The sequence below is a fragment of the Leptotrichia shahii genome (assembly GCF_008327825.1).
In the GTDB taxonomy this organism is placed as follows: Bacteria; Fusobacteriota; Fusobacteriia; order Fusobacteriales; family Leptotrichiaceae; genus Leptotrichia; species Leptotrichia shahii.
Map to the genome: position 1 here is coordinate 1,924,691 of NZ_AP019827.1, position 17,402 is coordinate 1,942,092.

11 protein-coding genes, 6 tRNA genes, 2 rRNA genes and 1 pseudogene are annotated in these 17,402 nt (G+C 33.7%); 6 read left to right on the forward strand and 14 right to left on the reverse strand.

Going from position 1 to position 17,402, the window contains the following annotated elements; all coding sequences use genetic code 11:
- Positions 1–56: 56 nt before the first annotated feature.
- The 5 genes from F1564_RS08890 to F1564_RS08910 all read left to right on the forward strand — a co-directional run bounded on the left by F1564_RS08890 (position 57) and on the right by F1564_RS08910 (position 7,162).
- A complete protein-coding gene (locus tag F1564_RS08890) occupies positions 57–1,193 on the forward strand; it encodes an SIMPL domain-containing protein (protein ID WP_018450412.1) in 1,137 nt (378 codons plus the stop codon).
- Between the two features lie 98 nt (positions 1,194–1,291).
- Positions 1,292–2,353 carry an SIMPL domain-containing protein gene (locus F1564_RS08895; RefSeq protein ID WP_018450411.1) on the forward strand — a complete coding sequence of 354 codons (1,062 nt, stop codon included), beginning with the start codon at positions 1,292–1,294 and terminating at the stop codon, positions 2,351–2,353.
- Positions 2,354–2,649: 296 nt separating this feature from the next.
- A complete protein-coding gene (locus F1564_RS08900; protein WP_018450410.1) occupies positions 2,650–4,044 on the forward strand; it encodes a sucrose-specific PTS transporter subunit IIBC in 1,395 nt (464 codons plus the stop codon).
- Positions 4,045–4,118: 74 nt separating this feature from the next.
- Positions 4,119–5,708: a prolyl oligopeptidase family serine peptidase gene (locus F1564_RS08905; protein ID WP_018450409.1), complete on the forward strand. Its 1,590-nt coding sequence runs from the start codon at positions 4,119–4,121 to the stop codon at positions 5,706–5,708.
- 200 nt (positions 5,709–5,908) lie between these two features.
- Positions 5,909–7,162: a Glu/Leu/Phe/Val family dehydrogenase gene (locus F1564_RS08910; RefSeq protein WP_018450408.1), complete on the forward strand. Its 1,254-nt coding sequence runs from the start codon at positions 5,909–5,911 to the stop codon at positions 7,160–7,162.
- 183 nt (positions 7,163–7,345) lie between these two features.
- Here the strand turns inward: F1564_RS08910 and F1564_RS08915 are convergent, their stop codons facing one another.
- The 11 genes and pseudogenes from F1564_RS08915 to F1564_RS08975 form a co-directional block, all read right to left on the reverse strand.
- The gene (locus tag F1564_RS08915; RefSeq protein WP_018450407.1) at positions 7,346–8,551 is read right to left on the reverse strand and encodes an MFS transporter; all 1,206 of its coding nucleotides are present in this window, start codon (positions 8,549–8,551) and stop codon (positions 7,346–7,348) included.
- Positions 8,552–8,782: 231 nt separating this feature from the next.
- Positions 8,783–9,142: a YbaB/EbfC family nucleoid-associated protein gene (locus F1564_RS08920; RefSeq protein ID WP_018450406.1), complete on the reverse strand. Its 360-nt coding sequence runs from the start codon at positions 9,140–9,142 to the stop codon at positions 8,783–8,785.
- Positions 9,143–9,210: 68 nt separating this feature from the next.
- Positions 9,211–9,295 (reverse strand) — tRNA-Tyr (locus tag F1564_RS08925).
- A gap of 23 nt (positions 9,296–9,318) precedes the next feature.
- Positions 9,319–9,394 (reverse strand) — tRNA-Thr (locus F1564_RS08930).
- A gap of 6 nt (positions 9,395–9,400) precedes the next feature.
- Positions 9,401–9,477: transfer RNA gene (locus F1564_RS08935), tRNA-Asp, on the reverse strand.
- 7 nt (positions 9,478–9,484) lie between these two features.
- Positions 9,485–9,560 (reverse strand) — tRNA-Val (locus F1564_RS08940).
- A 40-nt stretch (positions 9,561–9,600) separates the two neighbouring features.
- Positions 9,601–9,675 (reverse strand) — tRNA-Glu (locus tag F1564_RS08945).
- A gap of 144 nt (positions 9,676–9,819) precedes the next feature.
- Positions 9,820–10,410: an IMPACT family protein gene (locus F1564_RS08950; protein WP_018450405.1), complete on the reverse strand. Its 591-nt coding sequence runs from the start codon at positions 10,408–10,410 to the stop codon at positions 9,820–9,822.
- A gap of 19 nt (positions 10,411–10,429) precedes the next feature.
- Complete coding sequence (locus F1564_RS08955) at positions 10,430–10,633, reverse strand: precorrin-6A/cobalt-precorrin-6A reductase (protein WP_018450404.1); 204 nt, start codon at positions 10,631–10,633, stop codon at positions 10,430–10,432.
- Between the two features lie 504 nt (positions 10,634–11,137).
- Positions 11,138–11,557 (reverse strand): annotated as a pseudogene (locus F1564_RS08965) (precorrin-6A/cobalt-precorrin-6A reductase); the annotation flags it as partial.
- 529 nt (positions 11,558–12,086) lie between these two features.
- On the reverse strand, positions 12,087–12,299 hold the full coding sequence (locus F1564_RS08975) for a precorrin-6A/cobalt-precorrin-6A reductase (protein ID WP_018450401.1): 213 nt from the start codon (positions 12,297–12,299) through the stop codon (positions 12,087–12,089).
- Between the two features lie 1,048 nt (positions 12,300–13,347).
- Between F1564_RS08975 and F1564_RS08980 the strand changes: the two genes are divergently transcribed.
- Positions 13,348–13,974, forward strand: coding sequence for a histidine phosphatase family protein (locus F1564_RS08980; protein ID WP_018450400.1), 627 nt, complete (start codon positions 13,348–13,350; stop codon positions 13,972–13,974).
- A gap of 255 nt (positions 13,975–14,229) precedes the next feature.
- Here the strand turns inward: F1564_RS08980 and F1564_RS08985 are convergent.
- The 3 genes from F1564_RS08985 to F1564_RS08995 all read right to left on the reverse strand — a co-directional run bounded on the left by F1564_RS08985 (position 14,230) and on the right by F1564_RS08995 (position 17,354).
- Positions 14,230–14,306: transfer RNA gene (locus tag F1564_RS08985), tRNA-Asn, on the reverse strand.
- A gap of 16 nt (positions 14,307–14,322) precedes the next feature.
- Positions 14,323–14,435: ribosomal RNA gene (gene rrf / locus F1564_RS08990) — 5S ribosomal RNA — on the reverse strand.
- 58 nt (positions 14,436–14,493) lie between these two features.
- Positions 14,494–17,354, reverse strand: a 23S ribosomal RNA gene (locus F1564_RS08995).
- Between the last annotated feature and the right edge of the window lie 48 nt (positions 17,355–17,402).

A 17,402-nucleotide genomic window follows, 5' to 3' on the forward strand; every position in this document is an offset into this window, starting at 1 on the left:
GCTTAGATAATAAAAATTTTAAAATTAAATAATAAATAAAATTTATGGAGGGAAAAATGAAAAAAATAGCAATTGCACTATTTTCTTTGATAAGCATATTTTCATTTGGAGCGAATGAAAATATTGTAAGAAAAATTAGTGTTACAGGGAATGCAGAAAGAGAAATTATGCCAGATTTAGCGAAAATTAATTTTAAAGTTGAAGTAAAAGGGAAAAATTTAAATCAGGCAACAAATGATGTAAATAAAAAAGTTGAGAAATTTAAGAATGATTTGAGAGCTAGAAGAATATCTCTGGAAAATCTAGAAACAAAGGCATTTTATAATAGAAAAGGAACAGAATATGAAAATGATGAGGATATTTTAGATGTAAAGACAGTTCCAAATAAGAATGTTAAAAAAATTGATAAAAATCCAACTTCTTATGATGTGAAAATGTCAATGCTAGTAAAAAATACAGATTTTAACAAAATTTCAGCATTGATTGACTTGGAAGATGGAGACAATTTGCAAAGTATTCAGAAAAATTTTGATGAAAATACGTTTGCATTTAATATAAATGAAAATGGAACAACAGTTGACCAGGCTTTAAATAAAGTATTTAACAAACTTAATACTTCCAGAAGAAAGCTAATTTCAGCTGGAATCCCTGAAAGTGATATTATTTTGAGTGATTATGCAATAAGAGAAAACTATACAGAAAATAAAGGCACAAAAAAAGATGTTTACTATGTTACAGATGAATTTGTGCTTACAACAAAAAATATAAAGGAACTTAATACAATAATTTCAATCGCTGATGACAACGGAATAAACATAAACGGATCAATTAATTTTGACCTGTCGGATAAAGACAGAATTGAGTCAGAAATGTATAAAGAGGCATATAATCAAACAAAACAGAAAGCAGAAAGCATTTTACGTTCGAGCAAGATGAAGCTGGGAGAACCTATTATCGTGAGTGAAGATGTGGAATTTCAGCAAAAAATGATTGATAGAATTGATCAGGACTGGAGTGTGGCTTATGATTCAGCACCAATGGCGGAACTCGAATATTCAAATGCTAAAGTTATAACTAATGCAGCGGCAGCTCCTTCACCTATGGTAATGAGGGCTGGTAAATCTAGAGTTGATTATACTCCGAAGCCGTTAAAGTTAACACAGAATATATCGGTTATGTATGAAATGAAATAAAAAAGTTATATTTAAATTAAAGCAGATTAATTGATAAAAATTTAATTAGTTATATTTTATAAAATAAAGAAATTGATTTTAAAGAAAGGACTTTGGAAATGAAAAGAATAATAGCATTATTTATGATAATTTTTTCAGTTTTATCATTTTCAAATAGTGAAATTACTGGAAAAAGAATACAGGTTAGAGGGGTTTCTAAGAAGGAAATTATGCCAAATTCAGCAAAAATTGCTCTTACAATTCAAACTGAGAACGAAAGTCTGGATAAGGCAAGTGCTGAAAATTCTCAAATTTTAGAAAGATATAAAAGATTGCTTGCCCAGACTGGGACAAAGTACAACAAAATTAATTCAATAGGATATTCCACTTATGAATCTTACGAATGGGATACGGTAGTTGAAAACAAAGGGAAAAAGGAATATCAGACAAAACTTTCAGTAGAAGTTGACAGAATTTCCCTTGATACATTGAAAAATTTTATGAATATTCTTGCAACTGAAAAAATTTATTCTTTAAACAGAAGCAAAAACGGCACATATATTTTTACTATTGAATCACAAAATGTAACAAATAAGCAGGCATACCAAAATGCAATGTCAAAATTTAATAATATTCAGCAAAAATTGAGCAAAACAGGAATTCCAGCAAATACAGTAAAAATCTCAGGATACGACAATAAGGAAATAAGCCTTGAAAAAAGAACAAGCAACAAAAAAAATATTCAGGTTGTTTCGCATCAAATAGAAGTTGAAACAAAAGATTTAAAAAATCTTGGAAATATTATAAACGTAGCAAGCGCATTAGGGATCGGTACAACCGGGCAAATCGAATACGATATTGACAACAAGCAGCAGCTAGAAAATGAACTTTACGAAAATGCCTACAAGGAAGCCTTGAAAAAAGCGCAAGTTATCTTAGGAAAAACAGATTTAAACTTAAAAAATCCAGTTACAATAACAGATAAATCGTATGGAATTATTCAACCTTATTATGATTACAATTATAATTATTACAATGAAACAAATTATGCAACTAATGTAGTACAACTGAAAAAAAGCGATAGGGAACTTTTAGATGAATCATCAAGAAGAAACATTGTAATTTCTCCAAAAAAACTAAATATTTCAAAAACTGTCTATATAGAATTTGAAATAAATTAGAAATTTAACTCTTTTAAAAACTGCTTTATTTTACAATATTGCAGTTTTTTTATATAAACTCCATTAAAAAAAATAGAAATTGTATTTTATATTATGCTGACAATAGGGCTTTACGCCTTGCAAAGAAATTCATGACTAGTACGCTGCTTAAATAGAAGACAATATAAATAATAAATTTAAAATTAAAATACTATTGCATTTCAAATAAAGTTATGGTTTTTTTCTAAAGAAGTATTGACTTTGTTAAGAAATAAGATTATAATATTTACTACAAAAATACGGTAAAGGAGAAAAATATGGCGAAAAGTTATGAAGAGATAGCTAGAGAAGTGGTAGAAGCTATTGGAGGAAAAGAAAACATAAGTTCATTTGCTCACTGTGCAACAAGGCTTAGAATTATGGTTGTTGACAAAGATAAAATTGACAAGGATAAAGTTGACAACATTGAAAAAGTAAAAGGAACAATGTTTAATTCAGGACAGTTTCAAATAATCTTTGGAACAGGAACTGTAAATAAAGTTTATGAGGCAGTTCAAGGACTTGGAGGAGTAAGTGAATCTTCAGTGTCTGATATGAAAAAAGAAGCGGCTAAACAAGGTAATATAGTTCAAAGAATTTCAAGAACATTTGGAGATATCTTTGTTCCAATTATACCAGTATTAGTTGCAACAGGTTTATTTATGGGACTTCGTGGATTGCTAACAAATGAAAACTTATTAAAATTATTAGGGACAAAACCTGATAGTATAAATCCAAACTTTTTATTATATACGCAAGTATTAACTGACACAGCATTTATAATATTGCCTGCATTAGTTGCATGGTCAGCATTTAAAGTATTTGGTGGTTCACCAGTATTAGGAATAGTATTAGGTTCGATGTTAATAAGCAGTTCATTGCCAAATGCTTATCAAGTGGCTTCAGGAGATGCACATCCTATTATGTTTTTTAAATTTATCCCAGTAGTTGGATATCAAGGAACCGTCTTGCCAGCATTATTTGTTGGAATGATAGGTGCTAAATTAGAAAAAAGACTTAGAAAAGTTATTCCAGATGCCTTGGATTTATTACTTACGCCATTTTTAGTATTTTTAATTATGAGTACATTGGGATTATTTATAATAGGTCCTGTGTTCCATTCATTAGAAACTTATATTTTAAAAGCTACTGAGTGGATTTTATCATTGCCATTGGGAATTGCAGGAATTATAATTGGAGGAGTTCAGCAATTAATCGTAGTTACAGGAGTTCATCACGTATTTAACTTCTTGGAAATCCAATTACTTGCAAAAGATGGGTTCAACCAGTTTAATCCATTGTTATCAGCAGCTGTTGCAGGACAATTTGGAGCAGTTTTAGCAGTTGGAGTTAAGACAAAAGATGCCAAATTAAAGGCATTAGCATTACCATCAGCATTATCAGCTGCATTAGGAATTACAGAACCTGCAATTTATGGAGTAAATTTAATAAAAGGTAAAGGTAAACCATTCCTAATGGGGTTAGCAGGTGGAGCTGCAGGAGGATTCCTAGCATCAATTTTTGGATTGAAAGCATCAGGAATGGCAGTAACAGTGTTACCAGGAATCTTGTTATTCTTAAATGCCCAATTGCCATTGTACCTAATTTCTATAATTGTAGGTGCAGGAGTAAGTTTTGTGTTGACACATACATTTGTAAAACTTGATAAATAAAAAAATAATAAATTTAGCGGGAGTTTATAGCTCCTGCTTTTTTTGAAAATTATAAAATTGGGAGAGTGATAGTTATGAAAAAAAATTTAGTAGTGCTATTATTTATTGCTTTAATTATTGGAGTAATTGGAAATAGTGCAAATAGGAAAAGGATTAGCAGGAAGAAAATTGGTAATGCGAAAGTGAGTGAAAAAACTGTGGATTTATCAAATTATGACGGAATAAAGAAAATTAGTATTTTTGTACAAGGATTTGAAAGCGGACCTGCTGTAAGCAAAATTATTTTGGAAATGACTGATTTTAGAATTACAAATCTGAATAAAAATGATTGGAAAATAAAGACAAATAGGGCAGAACGAAAAGTTAAAGATATTTATGTTTCGGATAAAAAAGGTGAAAAAGCCTTTGATACTGGAGTTGTTACACTTGAACTTGAGAATCTATTTAATCAAAATACTTTAAAGTATGAAGGAACACCATTTATGTATAACAGGGAAAAATTTTTTAATGAATGGGCAAAAGAATATATTGTGGAAATTGAAGGGAAACTTACAGTTGATGGAAAAGATTACTTAGTTAATAAAAGAGAAAATATAATTAATAATAGAGTTTCAACTGATACAGAATTATTCAATTATAGAAGTTCATTTAGTGGAAATTATAAAAATCCGATTACCAAAAAAATGGAAAATCTAAAACTGGAAATGGCGGCTTATGAACCTGAAAACTTTAAATTGGGAGCAAAAAAGCCGTTAATTGTCTGGCTTCACGGACAAGGGGAAGGTGGAACTGATCCTGATATTGATATTTTGGGTACAGAAACTTCGGCACTTGCAAAAGAGGAAATTCAGAAATATTTTACTACAGGAGGAACTGATACAAAAGGTGCATTTGTTTTGGCTGTGCAGTCGCCAACTTACTGGATGGATGAAGGAGATGGAACTAATGGAAATGGAAGCGGAAATTCAAGATACACGCAAATTTTGATGGATACAATCAAGGAATATGTAAAACATAATCCGTATGTTGATACAAGCAGAATTTATCTTGCGGGAGATTCAAACGGCGGATATATGACTGTAAATATGATAATTACTTATCCAGATTACTTTGCGGCAGCAGTACCTATCTGCGAGGCGTATGCTTATCACGAATATGCGAGAAACAGCGATGGAACTTATAAGACAAATAATCTTGAAGTTTCAGCAGACGGTAAAAATAGTGCAGTTTCAAGATTTGTGGAAACTAAAAAACTGTGGGTAACAAATGAAAAAATTCATAAGATGAAAAAAACACCAGTATGGTTTATTGCAGCGGCAGATGATGAGATTGTTACGCCACAAAAATTTTCACTTCCAACTTATAGGGATTTGCTGAAAGCTGGGGCAGATAACGCATGGTATTCGTATTATGAAAATGTAATTGGGACAGATGTACCAAATTCAAGATTTCCTGGACATTTTTCATGGATATATTTCTTGAATAATCAAGTGGAAGGTGTGCAAAATCGAGATAAAATAAAAAATTCTAAAGATGAGGAAACTTTTGGGTTTGAACCGAGTAATGCTGGGAAAGGTGGAAGAGAGAAGGCTCAGTTCAAAGAGAGAACTTTTAAAAATGTGTTTGAATGGATGAATTTTCAGAAAAAAAATAGAAAAAAATAAATTTTTTTTCAAAATTTAAAATAGTAAAAATATACGATAAAAATTGAATTTATGGAATTTTTTACATATAGGAAATAAAAGATGCGATAAAAAAAAATACTTGCAATTTTATATAAAATTGTAGTATTATATACAAGTAGAAAAGATTTTTGATAAAAAATTAAAAATCAAATAGACTAGAAAAAAGAGAGGTAGAAAAGATGGCAAAAGAAACATTAAATCCATTTGAGATTGCTCAAAAACAAATCAAATCAGCTTGTGATAAATTAAATGCAGATCCAGCTGTTTATGAAATTCTAAAAAATCCTATGAGAGTGTTGGAAGTATCGTTCCCAGTAAAACTAGACAATGGAACAGTTAAAACATTTGTAGGATACAGATCACAGCACAACAACGCAGTAGGACCTTTTAAAGGTGGACTTAGATTCCATCCAGATGTAACAAAAGATGAAGTAAAAGCATTGTCAACTTGGATGACGTTCAAGTGTTCAGTAGCAGGAATCCCTTATGGTGGTGGAAAAGGTGGAATGGCAATTAACCCTAAAGATTATTCTAAAGCTGAATTAGAAAGAATCTCTAAAGGTTTTGCAAAAGCAATTTCACCAATTATTGGAGAAAAAGTTGATATACCAGCTCCAGACGTTAACACAAACGGACAAATCATGTCTTGGATGGTTGACGCTTATGAAGAAGTTGCAGGAAAATCAACAAAAGGTGTATTTACAGGAAAACCTTTAGAATTTGGAGGATCTCTTGCAAGAACAGAAGCAACTGGATACGGAGTTAATTTAACAGCTAAAAAAGCATTAGCAAAATTAAACATTGATGTTAAAGGGGCAACTTATGCTGTGCAAGGATTTGGAAATGTAGGATTTTATACAGCTTATTACGCACATAAAGACGGTGCCAAAATTGTAGCATTCTCAAATTCAGATGTTGCAATTTATAATGAAAATGGAATTGACATGGAAGCTGTAATAAAAGATTTTGAAGAAAATGGACGTATTGCAGCAAACAAAGGATACGGAAAAGACATTACAAATGCTGAATTATTAGAACTGGAAGTTGACGTTCTAGCGCCATGTGCTTTAGAAAATCAAATTACTTCTGAAAATGCTGACAGAATTAAAGCAAAAGTAGTTGCAGAAGGAGCAAATGGACCGACTACTCCAGAAGCCGATGAAATCTTATTTAAAAAAGGAATCGTAGTTATCCCTGACATTCTTGCAAACTCAGGTGGAGTTGTAGTTTCATACTTTGAATGGGTACAAAACTTGCAAAGCTACTATTGGCCATTTGAAGAAGTTCAACAAAAAGAAGATGCACTATTATCAGGAGCATTTGAAGATGTGTGGACTTTAGCATCTGAATATAAGGTAGACTTAAGAAATGCTGCTTATATGAAGAGTATCGAAAGAATTTCAAAAGCAATGAAATTAAGAGGATGGTATTAATTTTTTGAGCTTTTGATATTAGTAAATTAAATAAAAGAAAACCTATTTCTATTTTTATTAATAATTATAGAATAGGTTTTTTTTCTAATAAAATTTTATTTGACATCTTTTACTAAAATAATTATTACAGTTTATTTTTAATATCGTGATATATGTTTCAATAAAAATACCGTCCTGTAGTTATTATATTTTAAGTTTATAAAAAATTTTGGATACTCTCCTCTCAATCAAAATTAACACAACAGCCATTATTCCAATATTTACAATAAATGGCAAAAATGGATTAAACGCCAATAAATGTCCAGATAAATAAGATCCGATAGCATTTCCAAGTGAATCTGCTGCAGATACCATTCCTAGTATTTTTCCTTGATTTTCAGCATATCTTCTAGCAATAATCGTATTCCCTAGAGACCGTACTATTTCATAGCTCATCGTATAAACTGCCATTATAAAATATGGTGTAATTCCTGACTTTATTCTAAAAAATATAGCTGACATCAATATTATACCAATAAAAATCATAATTTTATGAATGCTTTTCTCTTTAAATTTCTTCAATAACTTTTCTAGTAAAAATCCTGTTCCTAAAAATGCCAGAAGCGATGAACACATTACAAAAGTTCCAATCGTATCTGCAGAAACCTTTTCATAAAATTTGAAAAAATAATTTAATGCACTTGCGTAGGAATAAATCCCAATTCCAGATAAAAAAATTATAACACCAAAAAATTTTGAAAATCCATCAAGTTCCTTTATATATCTAAAAGTCAAAAATGGATTTAAGCTCTTATTATTTTTAATATCTAATGTATTTTCTAATTTTTTTATAACTTCTCTTCTATTTATAATTTCTCTCATAAATACTAAGATAAAAAGCGATAAAATACCGCCACAAATAAACTGCAGCCCAAAGGAATATCTAGGATCAACAGTTGCCACAATTCCTCCGATTTTTTGCCCAATTGCTCCTCCAATTACAATTGCTGAACTGATTTTAGCTATATTTTTTGCCTTTTCCTCCTTTTCAGACAGCTGACTTACATATCCGAAAGCTACTGCAAAAGTTCCACCTGAAACAAATCCTGCAATTATTCGAGCCAGAAATATAATAGGAATACTTGTCGCAAATCCAAAAATAAGCTGAGCAATCCCGTAGAAAAACGGCATAAGCACAAAAATCCTCTTCATTCCAAATCTATCCGCCAATGCTCCTAAATAAGGCGAAGAAATAAACATAGCTGTGCTCATAAATGCTAGAAATTCTCCAGAAATGCTCTTTTTCCATCCTCTCATCTGAATCAGGTCAGGTGTCCCTGGATGTCCCAGATTATATATAACCATACATAAAAACATCATTATTATCATTCTATTTATATTTTTTTTCACCTTTTCCATCTCCTTTCTTTTTTACATCTCAAATATTTTTATTAAATTTTATTCTTAAATTATTTAAAGAAGTAATTTTTTTATTTTATGTTTTAAGTTATTCCTTTAACAAAATTTTGCATGATATTTATTTTAATCAAATTATTTTTATAATTAAAATCAATTATGAAAAAATAAAAAACCAGATATTACTCTGGTTTCAACAAAAATATTTATTCAAAATTTTATTTTCTAAAATAACCCTGGAATACTTACTCCACCAGTAACTACTTCCATTTCTTTTTCAGCCATTTCTTCAGCTTTATCTAAAATTTCGTTTACTGCATTTATAATTAAATCTGAAACAATGGTTGAATCATTTTCTTCAATTGCATCTTTTAAAACATCTAAGGAAATTGATAAATCAACTAATTTTTTTTGACCATTAGCTTTAACAGTAATTCCACCACCAGCTACTGAACTTTCTACAAATTTATCTTTCAAACCTTCTTGAATTTTTAACATTTCTTGTTGCATTACTTGAGCTTGTTTAATTATATCCTGTTGGCTTCCACCTGATTTATTTCCTGCTCCTTTTATTTTTCTAACCATAGCTAATAATTCCTCCTACGAATTATGATTTATATATTTATAACAATTTTTATCTTTATAAAAAAAAATGGTGGAGAGAGAAGGATTCGAACCTTCGAAGGCTGAGCCGGCAGATTTACAGTCTGATCCCTTTGGCCACTCGGGAACCTCTCCACAACATTCTAAACTTTAAATAGTGGTGCCGCTTGTCGGACTCGAACCAACCACCTACTGATTACAAGTCAGTTGCTCTACCAGATGAGCTAAAGCGGCACTAAATGGCGGAAGTGACGAGACTCGAACTCGCGACATCTTGCGTGACAGGCAAGCACTCTAACCAACTGAGCTACACCTCCATAAAAATGGTGGTCACAATTGGGCTCGAACCAATGACCCCCTGCTTGTAAGGCAGGTGCTCTCCCAACTGAGCTATGCGACCATACAAATCACCATTTAACATTTTATATTTAATTTTAAATTGGTACGGCCTAGGGGGATCGAACCCCTGTTACCGGGATGAAAACCCGAGGTCCTAACCACTAGACGAAGGCCGCACATTCATTCCCTTATCTGTTTATTCTTAATACTCACAGACAAGAAATATAATATCATATTTAAATTTATTTGTCAACAACTTTTTTTAAAAAAATTCATATTTCCTAAAATTTTTTTCATTTTCCGTATTTCTTTTTATCTTTTTATACTTTTATTACAATAACTTTCTGCAATTTATTTAGTTCAGATTCAATTTCATCGTTTGATAATATTTTCATTGTTACTCTGTTTGAATAATTTTTTTCCAATATTTCTATTCCAAATTTTTGAGTATTCTCACTTAAAAACGTCTCCATTTCAGAAGTAGTTTCATAATCATAGTCCAAAATAAAAATAGATCTTTCTGCATATTCCACAATCTCTGCTTCATTAACAGCTAATTTTGCAGTTTTAGCATAATTTCTTATAAGTCCGCCAGCTCCAAGTTTTATGCCTCCAAAATACCTCGTAGCAACTAGTGCTACATTATAAATATCTAAAATTTTTAATATTTCTGCCATAGGCTTTCCAGCTGTATTGCTAGGCTCGCCATCATCATTATATTTAAAGTACTCCTGCCCACTTTCTATAACTCTGTAAAGTGGGACATTATGAGTCGCTGTAGTATGTATTTTTTTTATTGAGCCAATAAATCTTTCTGCTTCAGTTATTGTTGAAACTGGCTTAATGTATCCAATAAACTTGGATTTCTTTTCTTCAAATTCAATTATCGCTTCCCTTTTTATGCTTTTCAAACCTAATTCTCCTTTCGTTTCATAAATTTTCTACATATTCAACTAATTCTTTAATTGTATAAAAAACTGTTCCATAATTTAATACTGGACGTTTTATTGTTAAAATAGTAACTCCGCATTCCCGACATGCTTGAACTTTTTGAAGTTCTCCACCTGTTTCTCCGCTTTCTTTTGTAATAAGATACTGAAATCTCTCATTTGTTTTAAAGAGTTTATAGTTCACACAAGCTCGCTACTTCTCATGCAGTTCTCTTAATATCCTATATTTCTTTTAAAATATTAATAAATAGGTATATTTTTGAACTTCTTAATATTTCTATTAAGCACAGACTATATCTTGTCCCACAGCTTCATCTGTTTGGGCCTGCCCACTTCCACCAACTTTGGTGTACTCCCTAAAAGGGATAGTCGTTGAACCTTACCTTTCGGTCTTGGCTGCTGATTGCCCATTACTTCAATTGATTTTAGCACTTAGGTTTTAACCATTTTATTTTTTTTATGCCATCTGGTTTATTTTTTCTGCTTTCGCAACGATCACACTTATATCTAAAATAAATAATAAGATATTATGTTGTCGTTAAACCAGCTTTAGGGGTTTCCAGCAATTCAAGCAGTATTTGGCAATAAAAAAAATTGCCTTTACATACATATTTCTATATATGCTGACTATACTTTACAGTCTAATTCATACATTTTAGTTCCTATTAGAAACTTTATAGCTGTAGTTTTAATCAATCTTATAACTTTTTAATATTGCAACATTCATTTCTTTAGAAAAAGGACCTTGCATAGCAATTATATTTTTTGGTAAATACCCAAGTTCCTCTGCATTTTGTATAGAAGATATTGTTGGTAATATTCTAACAAATAAATTATTTCTTTCTTCTATTTTCTGTAATTCCATCAAAGCATTTGATCCTAATGTACTTAATACATTTTTATTTTCAAATTTACTTAAAAATACAATTATTTCCTGTAGATTTTTAAATTGAAATACATTTTGAGTTCCATAATCTAATGTTTTTCTTTCAAATCTTATATATTTTATTTTATTTCCTGCTATATTCCGTTCACTTAGATAACTTAACATTGAAATGACAGTATTACTAATATTTTGTGCATACGGATGACTTGCATCAATAACTAACTGAACCTCCTGATAAAATTAAAAGTTAATTTTAATCCTTTAGAAGGTTGTCGTTCACATAGATTCGCTACTTTCTACGCAGTTCTCATAAATACTTATTAATAAATTAAGTATCCTTGAACTTCTTAATATTTCTATTAAGCACAGACTATATCTTATCCCACAGCTTTATCTGTTTGGGTCTGCCCGCTTCCACTAGCTTTAGTGTACTTCCTAGAAGGAATAGTCGTTGAACTTTACCTTTCGGTCTTAGCTGCTGATTGCCCATTATTCTATTTAATTTTAGCACTTAGGATTTAACCTTGATAGACTTTCTATCTTTCTTTATGCCATCTGATTTATTTTTTCTGCTTTCGCCACTTTCACACTTACATCTAAATTCTATTGTAAAAAAGATATTATGTTGTAGTTAAATCAGCTTTAGGGTTTCCCAGCAATTCAAGCAGTATTAGACAATTTGAAAACTGTCTTTTCACACATATTTCTATATGTGTTGACTATAATTTACACTATTTTATAACTGTAATTTTTAATCAATATTTTTTTCAAGAATCATATTTTCAATCTGTAATATATTCAACTTCTCTGAAATTATTTGTATATTTTTATTTTTAGCTACACCTTCAAGTAATTTTCCACCATATTCAGTAGCTGTGCTCACGATAATATCATCTTCCCTCACTTTCATAACCTCATCTAAAATTATCCTAGAATCTTTTGTTCCACCAATTATCCAAATCATTCAATTTCCCTTTCTTAATAATTATAATTTAAATTCCTCCAATTATACCCCAATTTACTAAAATAATATAAAACGTATACTACTTTTTAATTATACCACATTATTTATTTTTTATTTATACTTATTTTATAAATTTTAATTTATTGCTTAAATTCAATAAAATTCTATTAATTTAATTATATTCAGAATTTATATCTATTTAGAAAATTATACATCCCTAATTCTAAATTAATAAATTTTTTTATTATAGATTGCATAATATATTGTGACAAATTTAGAAAATGTAAAAACTCATGATAATTTCGTGTTAAAATATTAGTAACTACAAAAACATTAACAAAATGAAAAAACCATGAACCATAAATATTTTACCATAAATGAAAGAAATAAACTAGAGGTTCTACTAAAGGAAAAACAGGCATAGGCTACTATTCTGTAAGATAAAAAAATTAATGGCGAATATCCTTCTGAAAATGCTCAGGCAGATGCCAACGCAAAAGGTATTAATCAAAGAAGAAATTCAAAAATTACTCCTAAATAAAAAAATCTAATAGAAGATAACCTGATCGTCTAAACAAATTGTTGGCAGGGAAATTGGTAGATGCCATCTGTATAACAATTTTCTAGATATTTCCCTAATGTCTTGAGAAAGAAAGGACAACAAAAACTAAGCAGACAAAAGGAAAATTCAATATTGAAAAATCAATTCAAAAACGCAAAGGAAATTTTTACGCACTAGAACAGTTTCAAAGTAAGAAAAGTCGCTTTACAACACTTGTAGAGTTAAAGACACGATTCTATATAGCGATGAAGATGAAGCTTAAAAGTAAAAATCCAATGCTGGAAGCAATAAAACTATCTGACAGCCGATATACCAAAAAAGATGTTTAAGACCTTTACATCAAATAAGGAAAGAAACTTTAATGTTGAGAAGATGTTGAAAAAATTTTTCTAATATGATATAAAATATTAAGTTAACTCAAATCATTAAATTAAATAATAAATAAAATTTTGAGTTCATAATATAAAAATTGAAAGGATATAAAAAATGGATAACGAATTAAAACTTTATATTGTTAGGCACGGACAGACTGAGTGGAACGTATTAGAAAAATTTCAAGGACAATTAAATTCCCCACTTACATTAGAAGGAATAAAAAAAGTAAAAGAAACTGCTAAAAAACTTAAAGATATAAAATTTAAAGCAGGCTACACAAGTGAGATGGGAAGAACAGTTGCTACTGCAGAAATAATTTTACAAAATAACAATTATGAACAGAAAAAAACTTCGGATCAAAAATTAAAACTACAAAAATTATCTGAACTAAATGAAATCCACTTTGGAGAATGGCAAGGCATGACATTTAAAGAAACTTTTATTAAATTTCCAAAAGAAGCCCATAATTACTTTTATGATGTAAAAAACTATAATGCAAAAAATATAAAAGGAGAAGACTTAAAAGAAGGATTAGAACGTTTCTTAAACGGCTTAAAAAAAATTCGAGAAAAACAAAAATCAGGAAATGTTCTAATTGTAACACACGGAACTGTTCTAGAATTATTTTTTAATTATATTCAAAATAAAGAAGCTAATGATTTAGATGAAAGAAAATTAATTGGTAATGGTCAATATAAAATATTTACCTTTAAAAATGAAAAATATATAATATTATAAAGTCAAGACCGCCTTTGAAAAGGCTGGTTTGCTCTCTCTACAGCTATAAACTGTCGAGTGTCTCCTTGCACTCACATAATATCCTTATACACATGGTTTTTCATTAGATGTCCTTTTTTCTGTATTGAACTATATGCGTCTCTATTTAGGTATGAATACTATTGACTAAAGTCAATAACTAAAAAATGGAGTAAAACAGTACTGCTGAACTCCATTTTTATTATTAACCCTTTATTTTTTCACAGACAAAAAAAATGGCGTCCCCGGCTGGACTCGAACCAGCGGCCCTCTGATTAACAGTCAGATGCTCTAACCAGCTGAGCTACGGAGACACACATATTGAAAAAAGTTTGGCGACTGCCTATCTTCCCGGGACGAATCCAAGTATTTTAGGCGAAGACAGGCTTAACTGCCGGGTTCGGAATGTAACCGGGTGTATCCCTGTCGCTATGATCACCAAACTAACAAAAGTACTGCCGATTAAGACAATGAGAAATAAATAGTAAAGGCAAAAGACAGTTAAAAAAGCGTATGTAATATTAGTACCAGTCAGCTGAGCGCATTGCTGCGCTTGCACCCCTGGCCTATCGACCATGTGTTCTCCATGGATACTGCGAATACTCATCTCAAAGTTGGCTTCCCGCTTAGATGCTTTCAGCGGTTATCCGTACCAGACGTGACTACTCAGCCGTGCCACTGGCGTGACAACTGATACATCAGAGGTCTGTCCAACCCGGTCCTCTCGTACTAAGGTCAGATCTTTTCAGTATTCAAGCGCCTGCAGTGGATAGGGACCGAACTGTCTCACGACGTTCTGAACCCAGCTCGCGTGCCTCTTTAATGGGCGAACAGCCCAACCCTTGGGACCTTCTCCAGCCCCAGGATGAGACGAGCCGACATCGAGGTGCCAAACACTTCCGTCGATATGGACTCTTGGGAAGTATCAGCCTGTTATCCCCGGGGTAGCTTTTATCCGTTGAGCGACGGTCCTTCCATGCGGAACCGCCGGATCACTAACTCCTACTTTCGTACCTGCTCGACCCGTCAGTCTTGCAGTCAAGCTCCCTTATGCGTTTGCACTCCTAGGCTGATTTCCATCCAGCCTGAGGGAACCTTTGAACGCCTCCGTTACTCTTTTGGAGGCGACCGCCCCAGTCAAACTGCCCACCTAGCACTGTCTCCGTTACCAGATTAGAATTTCAGCAGCATATGGTTGGTATTCCAACAGCGACTCGGCAACAGCTGACGCCGTTGCTTCACAGTCTCCCAACTATCCTATACACACATTGCCAAAACCCAATGCCAAGCTGCAGTAAAGCTCCACGGGGTCTTTCCGTCCTACTGCAGGTAGCCGGTATCTTCACCGGCATTACAACTTCACCAGGTCTCCAGCCAAGACAGCTCCCAAATCATTTCACCATTCGTGCAGGTCGGAACTTACCCGACAAGGAATTTCGCTACCTTAGGACCGTTATAGTTACGGCCGCCGTTCACCGGGGCTTCAAATCGGGCTCTCACTCCTCCTCTTAACCTTCCGGCACTGGGCAGGTGTCAGCCCCTATACATCACCTTACGGTTTAGCAGAGACCTGTGTTTTTGATAAACAGTCGCTTGGGCCTATTCACTGCGGCTCTTCTGGGCGTTAACCCTAAAGAGCACCCCTTCTCCCGAAGTTACGGGGTCATTTTGCCGAGTTCCTTAACGAGAGTTATCCTGTCGGCCTTAAGTTTCTCACTCTGTCCACCTGTGTCGGTTTACAGTACGGGCACTACTTCTCATCGATAGAAGTTTTTCTAGGCAGTGTAGGATCTGTGACTTATGCATATGCACTTCCCCGTCAGGTCTCACGTTTAGGCGCGCGGATTTTCCTGCGCGCCCACGCTGGGCCCTTAGAAAGGCTAAACCGTCAGCCTTCTCACATACCTTCCTGCGTCACTCCGTCTCTCAAGCGATAATAGTGGTACAGGAATATTAACCTGTTTTCCATTCGCCGTCACAATTTTGCTTATGCTTAGGTCCCGACTTCCTAGGCGGACAAGCCTTCCCCAAACCTTGACTTCCGGCCGGCGGGATTCTCACCCGCCTTCGCTACTCATTCCTGCATTCTCGCTTCTGATATCTCCAGCAAGCCTTGCGGCATGCCTTCATAGACCTACAGAACGCTCTCCTACCAAGATACTGATGTATCTTCCACAGCTTCGGTTTATGTCTTAGCCCTGTTACATCTTCGGCGCGGGCACTCTCGACCAGTGAGCTGTTACGCACTCTTTCAAGGCATGGCTGCTTCTAAGCCAACCTCCCATTGTCTGTGAATGTCCACCTCCTTTCCCACTTAGACATAATTAGGGACCTTAGCTGGTGGTCTGGGCTGTTCCTCTCGTCCGAGGACCTTGTCATCCACGGACTCACTCCTGGCAATAATATATGGTATTCGCAGTTTGCTTGATTTCGGTAAGCAGTACGCCCCTAGATCATACAGAGCTCTACCCCACATATCTCAATGCCAAGGCTGCACCTAAATGCATTTCGGAGAGAACGAGCTATCTCCTAGTTCGATTGGCTTTTCACCCCTAGACCTGCCTCATCTCCCAACTTTTCAACGGCGGTGAGTTCGGCCCTCCACTGAGTCTTACCTCAGCTTCAGCCTGGACAGGCCTAGATCACTAGGTTTCGCGTCTATGGCTAACGACTTGTCGCCCTGTTAAGACTTGGTTTCCCTTCGGCTCCGTTTATTAACCTTGCCACCAGCCATAACTCGCAGGATGATTAACCAAAATCCACGCAGTCACCCTTAACGGCTCCTACCGTTTGTAAGCACACGGTTTCAAATTCTTTTCACCCCTTGCTCAGGGTTCTTTTCACCTTTCCCTCACGGTACTCTTCACTATCGGTCAGCAACAGTATTTAGCCTTGCGTGATTTGGTCCACGCTGATTCACGCCAGATTCCTCGTGCCTGACGCTACTGGGTGCTTCCAGTCCAATATGCACTATGTTCTACAGCATCACCTTCTTTGGTCCAGCTTCCCATCTGGTTCCACTTACATGCATACAGCTTAAACATTATGACAATCCGTTAAAGGAAGTCCACAACCCCGTGCCAGCAAGGCTGTCCGCTTGGCACTGGCACGGTTTAGGCTTCTCCCCGTTCGCTCGCCGCTACTCAGGGAATCGTTTTACTTTCTTTTCCTCCTGCTACTTAGATGTTTCAGTTCGCAGGCTTACCGTCTTCACGCATGCCCTCCAGGCATGCAGGTTTACCCATTCGGAAATCCGGGGATTAGAGATTATGTGCATCTGCTCCCGGCTTATCGCAGCTTATCACGTCCTTCATCGGCTGTTGCTGCCTAGGCATCCTCCGTGTGCCCTTTTTAGCTTTTTTATCCAGAATAACTTTTACTCCAGTTTATTGTAATCTTTTACCTACTAT

Coding starts and splice junctions, on each gene's coding strand:
- F1564_RS08890 (WP_018450412.1), top strand. CDS start 57: ATGAAAAAAATAGCAATTGCACTATTTTCTTTGATAAGCATATTTTCA.
- F1564_RS08895 (WP_018450411.1), top strand. CDS start 1,292: ATGAAAAGAATAATAGCATTATTTATGATAATTTTTTCAGTTTTATCA.
- F1564_RS08900 (WP_018450410.1), top strand. CDS start 2,650: ATGGCGAAAAGTTATGAAGAGATAGCTAGAGAAGTGGTAGAAGCTATT.
- F1564_RS08905 (WP_018450409.1), top strand. CDS start 4,119: ATGAAAAAAAATTTAGTAGTGCTATTATTTATTGCTTTAATTATTGGA.
- F1564_RS08910 (WP_018450408.1), top strand. CDS start 5,909: ATGGCAAAAGAAACATTAAATCCATTTGAGATTGCTCAAAAACAAATC.
- F1564_RS08920 (WP_018450406.1), bottom strand. CDS start 9,142: ATGGTTAGAAAAATAAAAGGAGCAGGAAATAAATCAGGTGGAAGCCAA.
- F1564_RS08975 (WP_018450401.1), bottom strand. CDS start 12,299: ATGATTTGGATAATTGGTGGAACAAAAGATTCTAGGATAATTTTAGAT.
- F1564_RS08980 (WP_018450400.1), top strand. CDS start 13,348: ATGGATAACGAATTAAAACTTTATATTGTTAGGCACGGACAGACTGAG.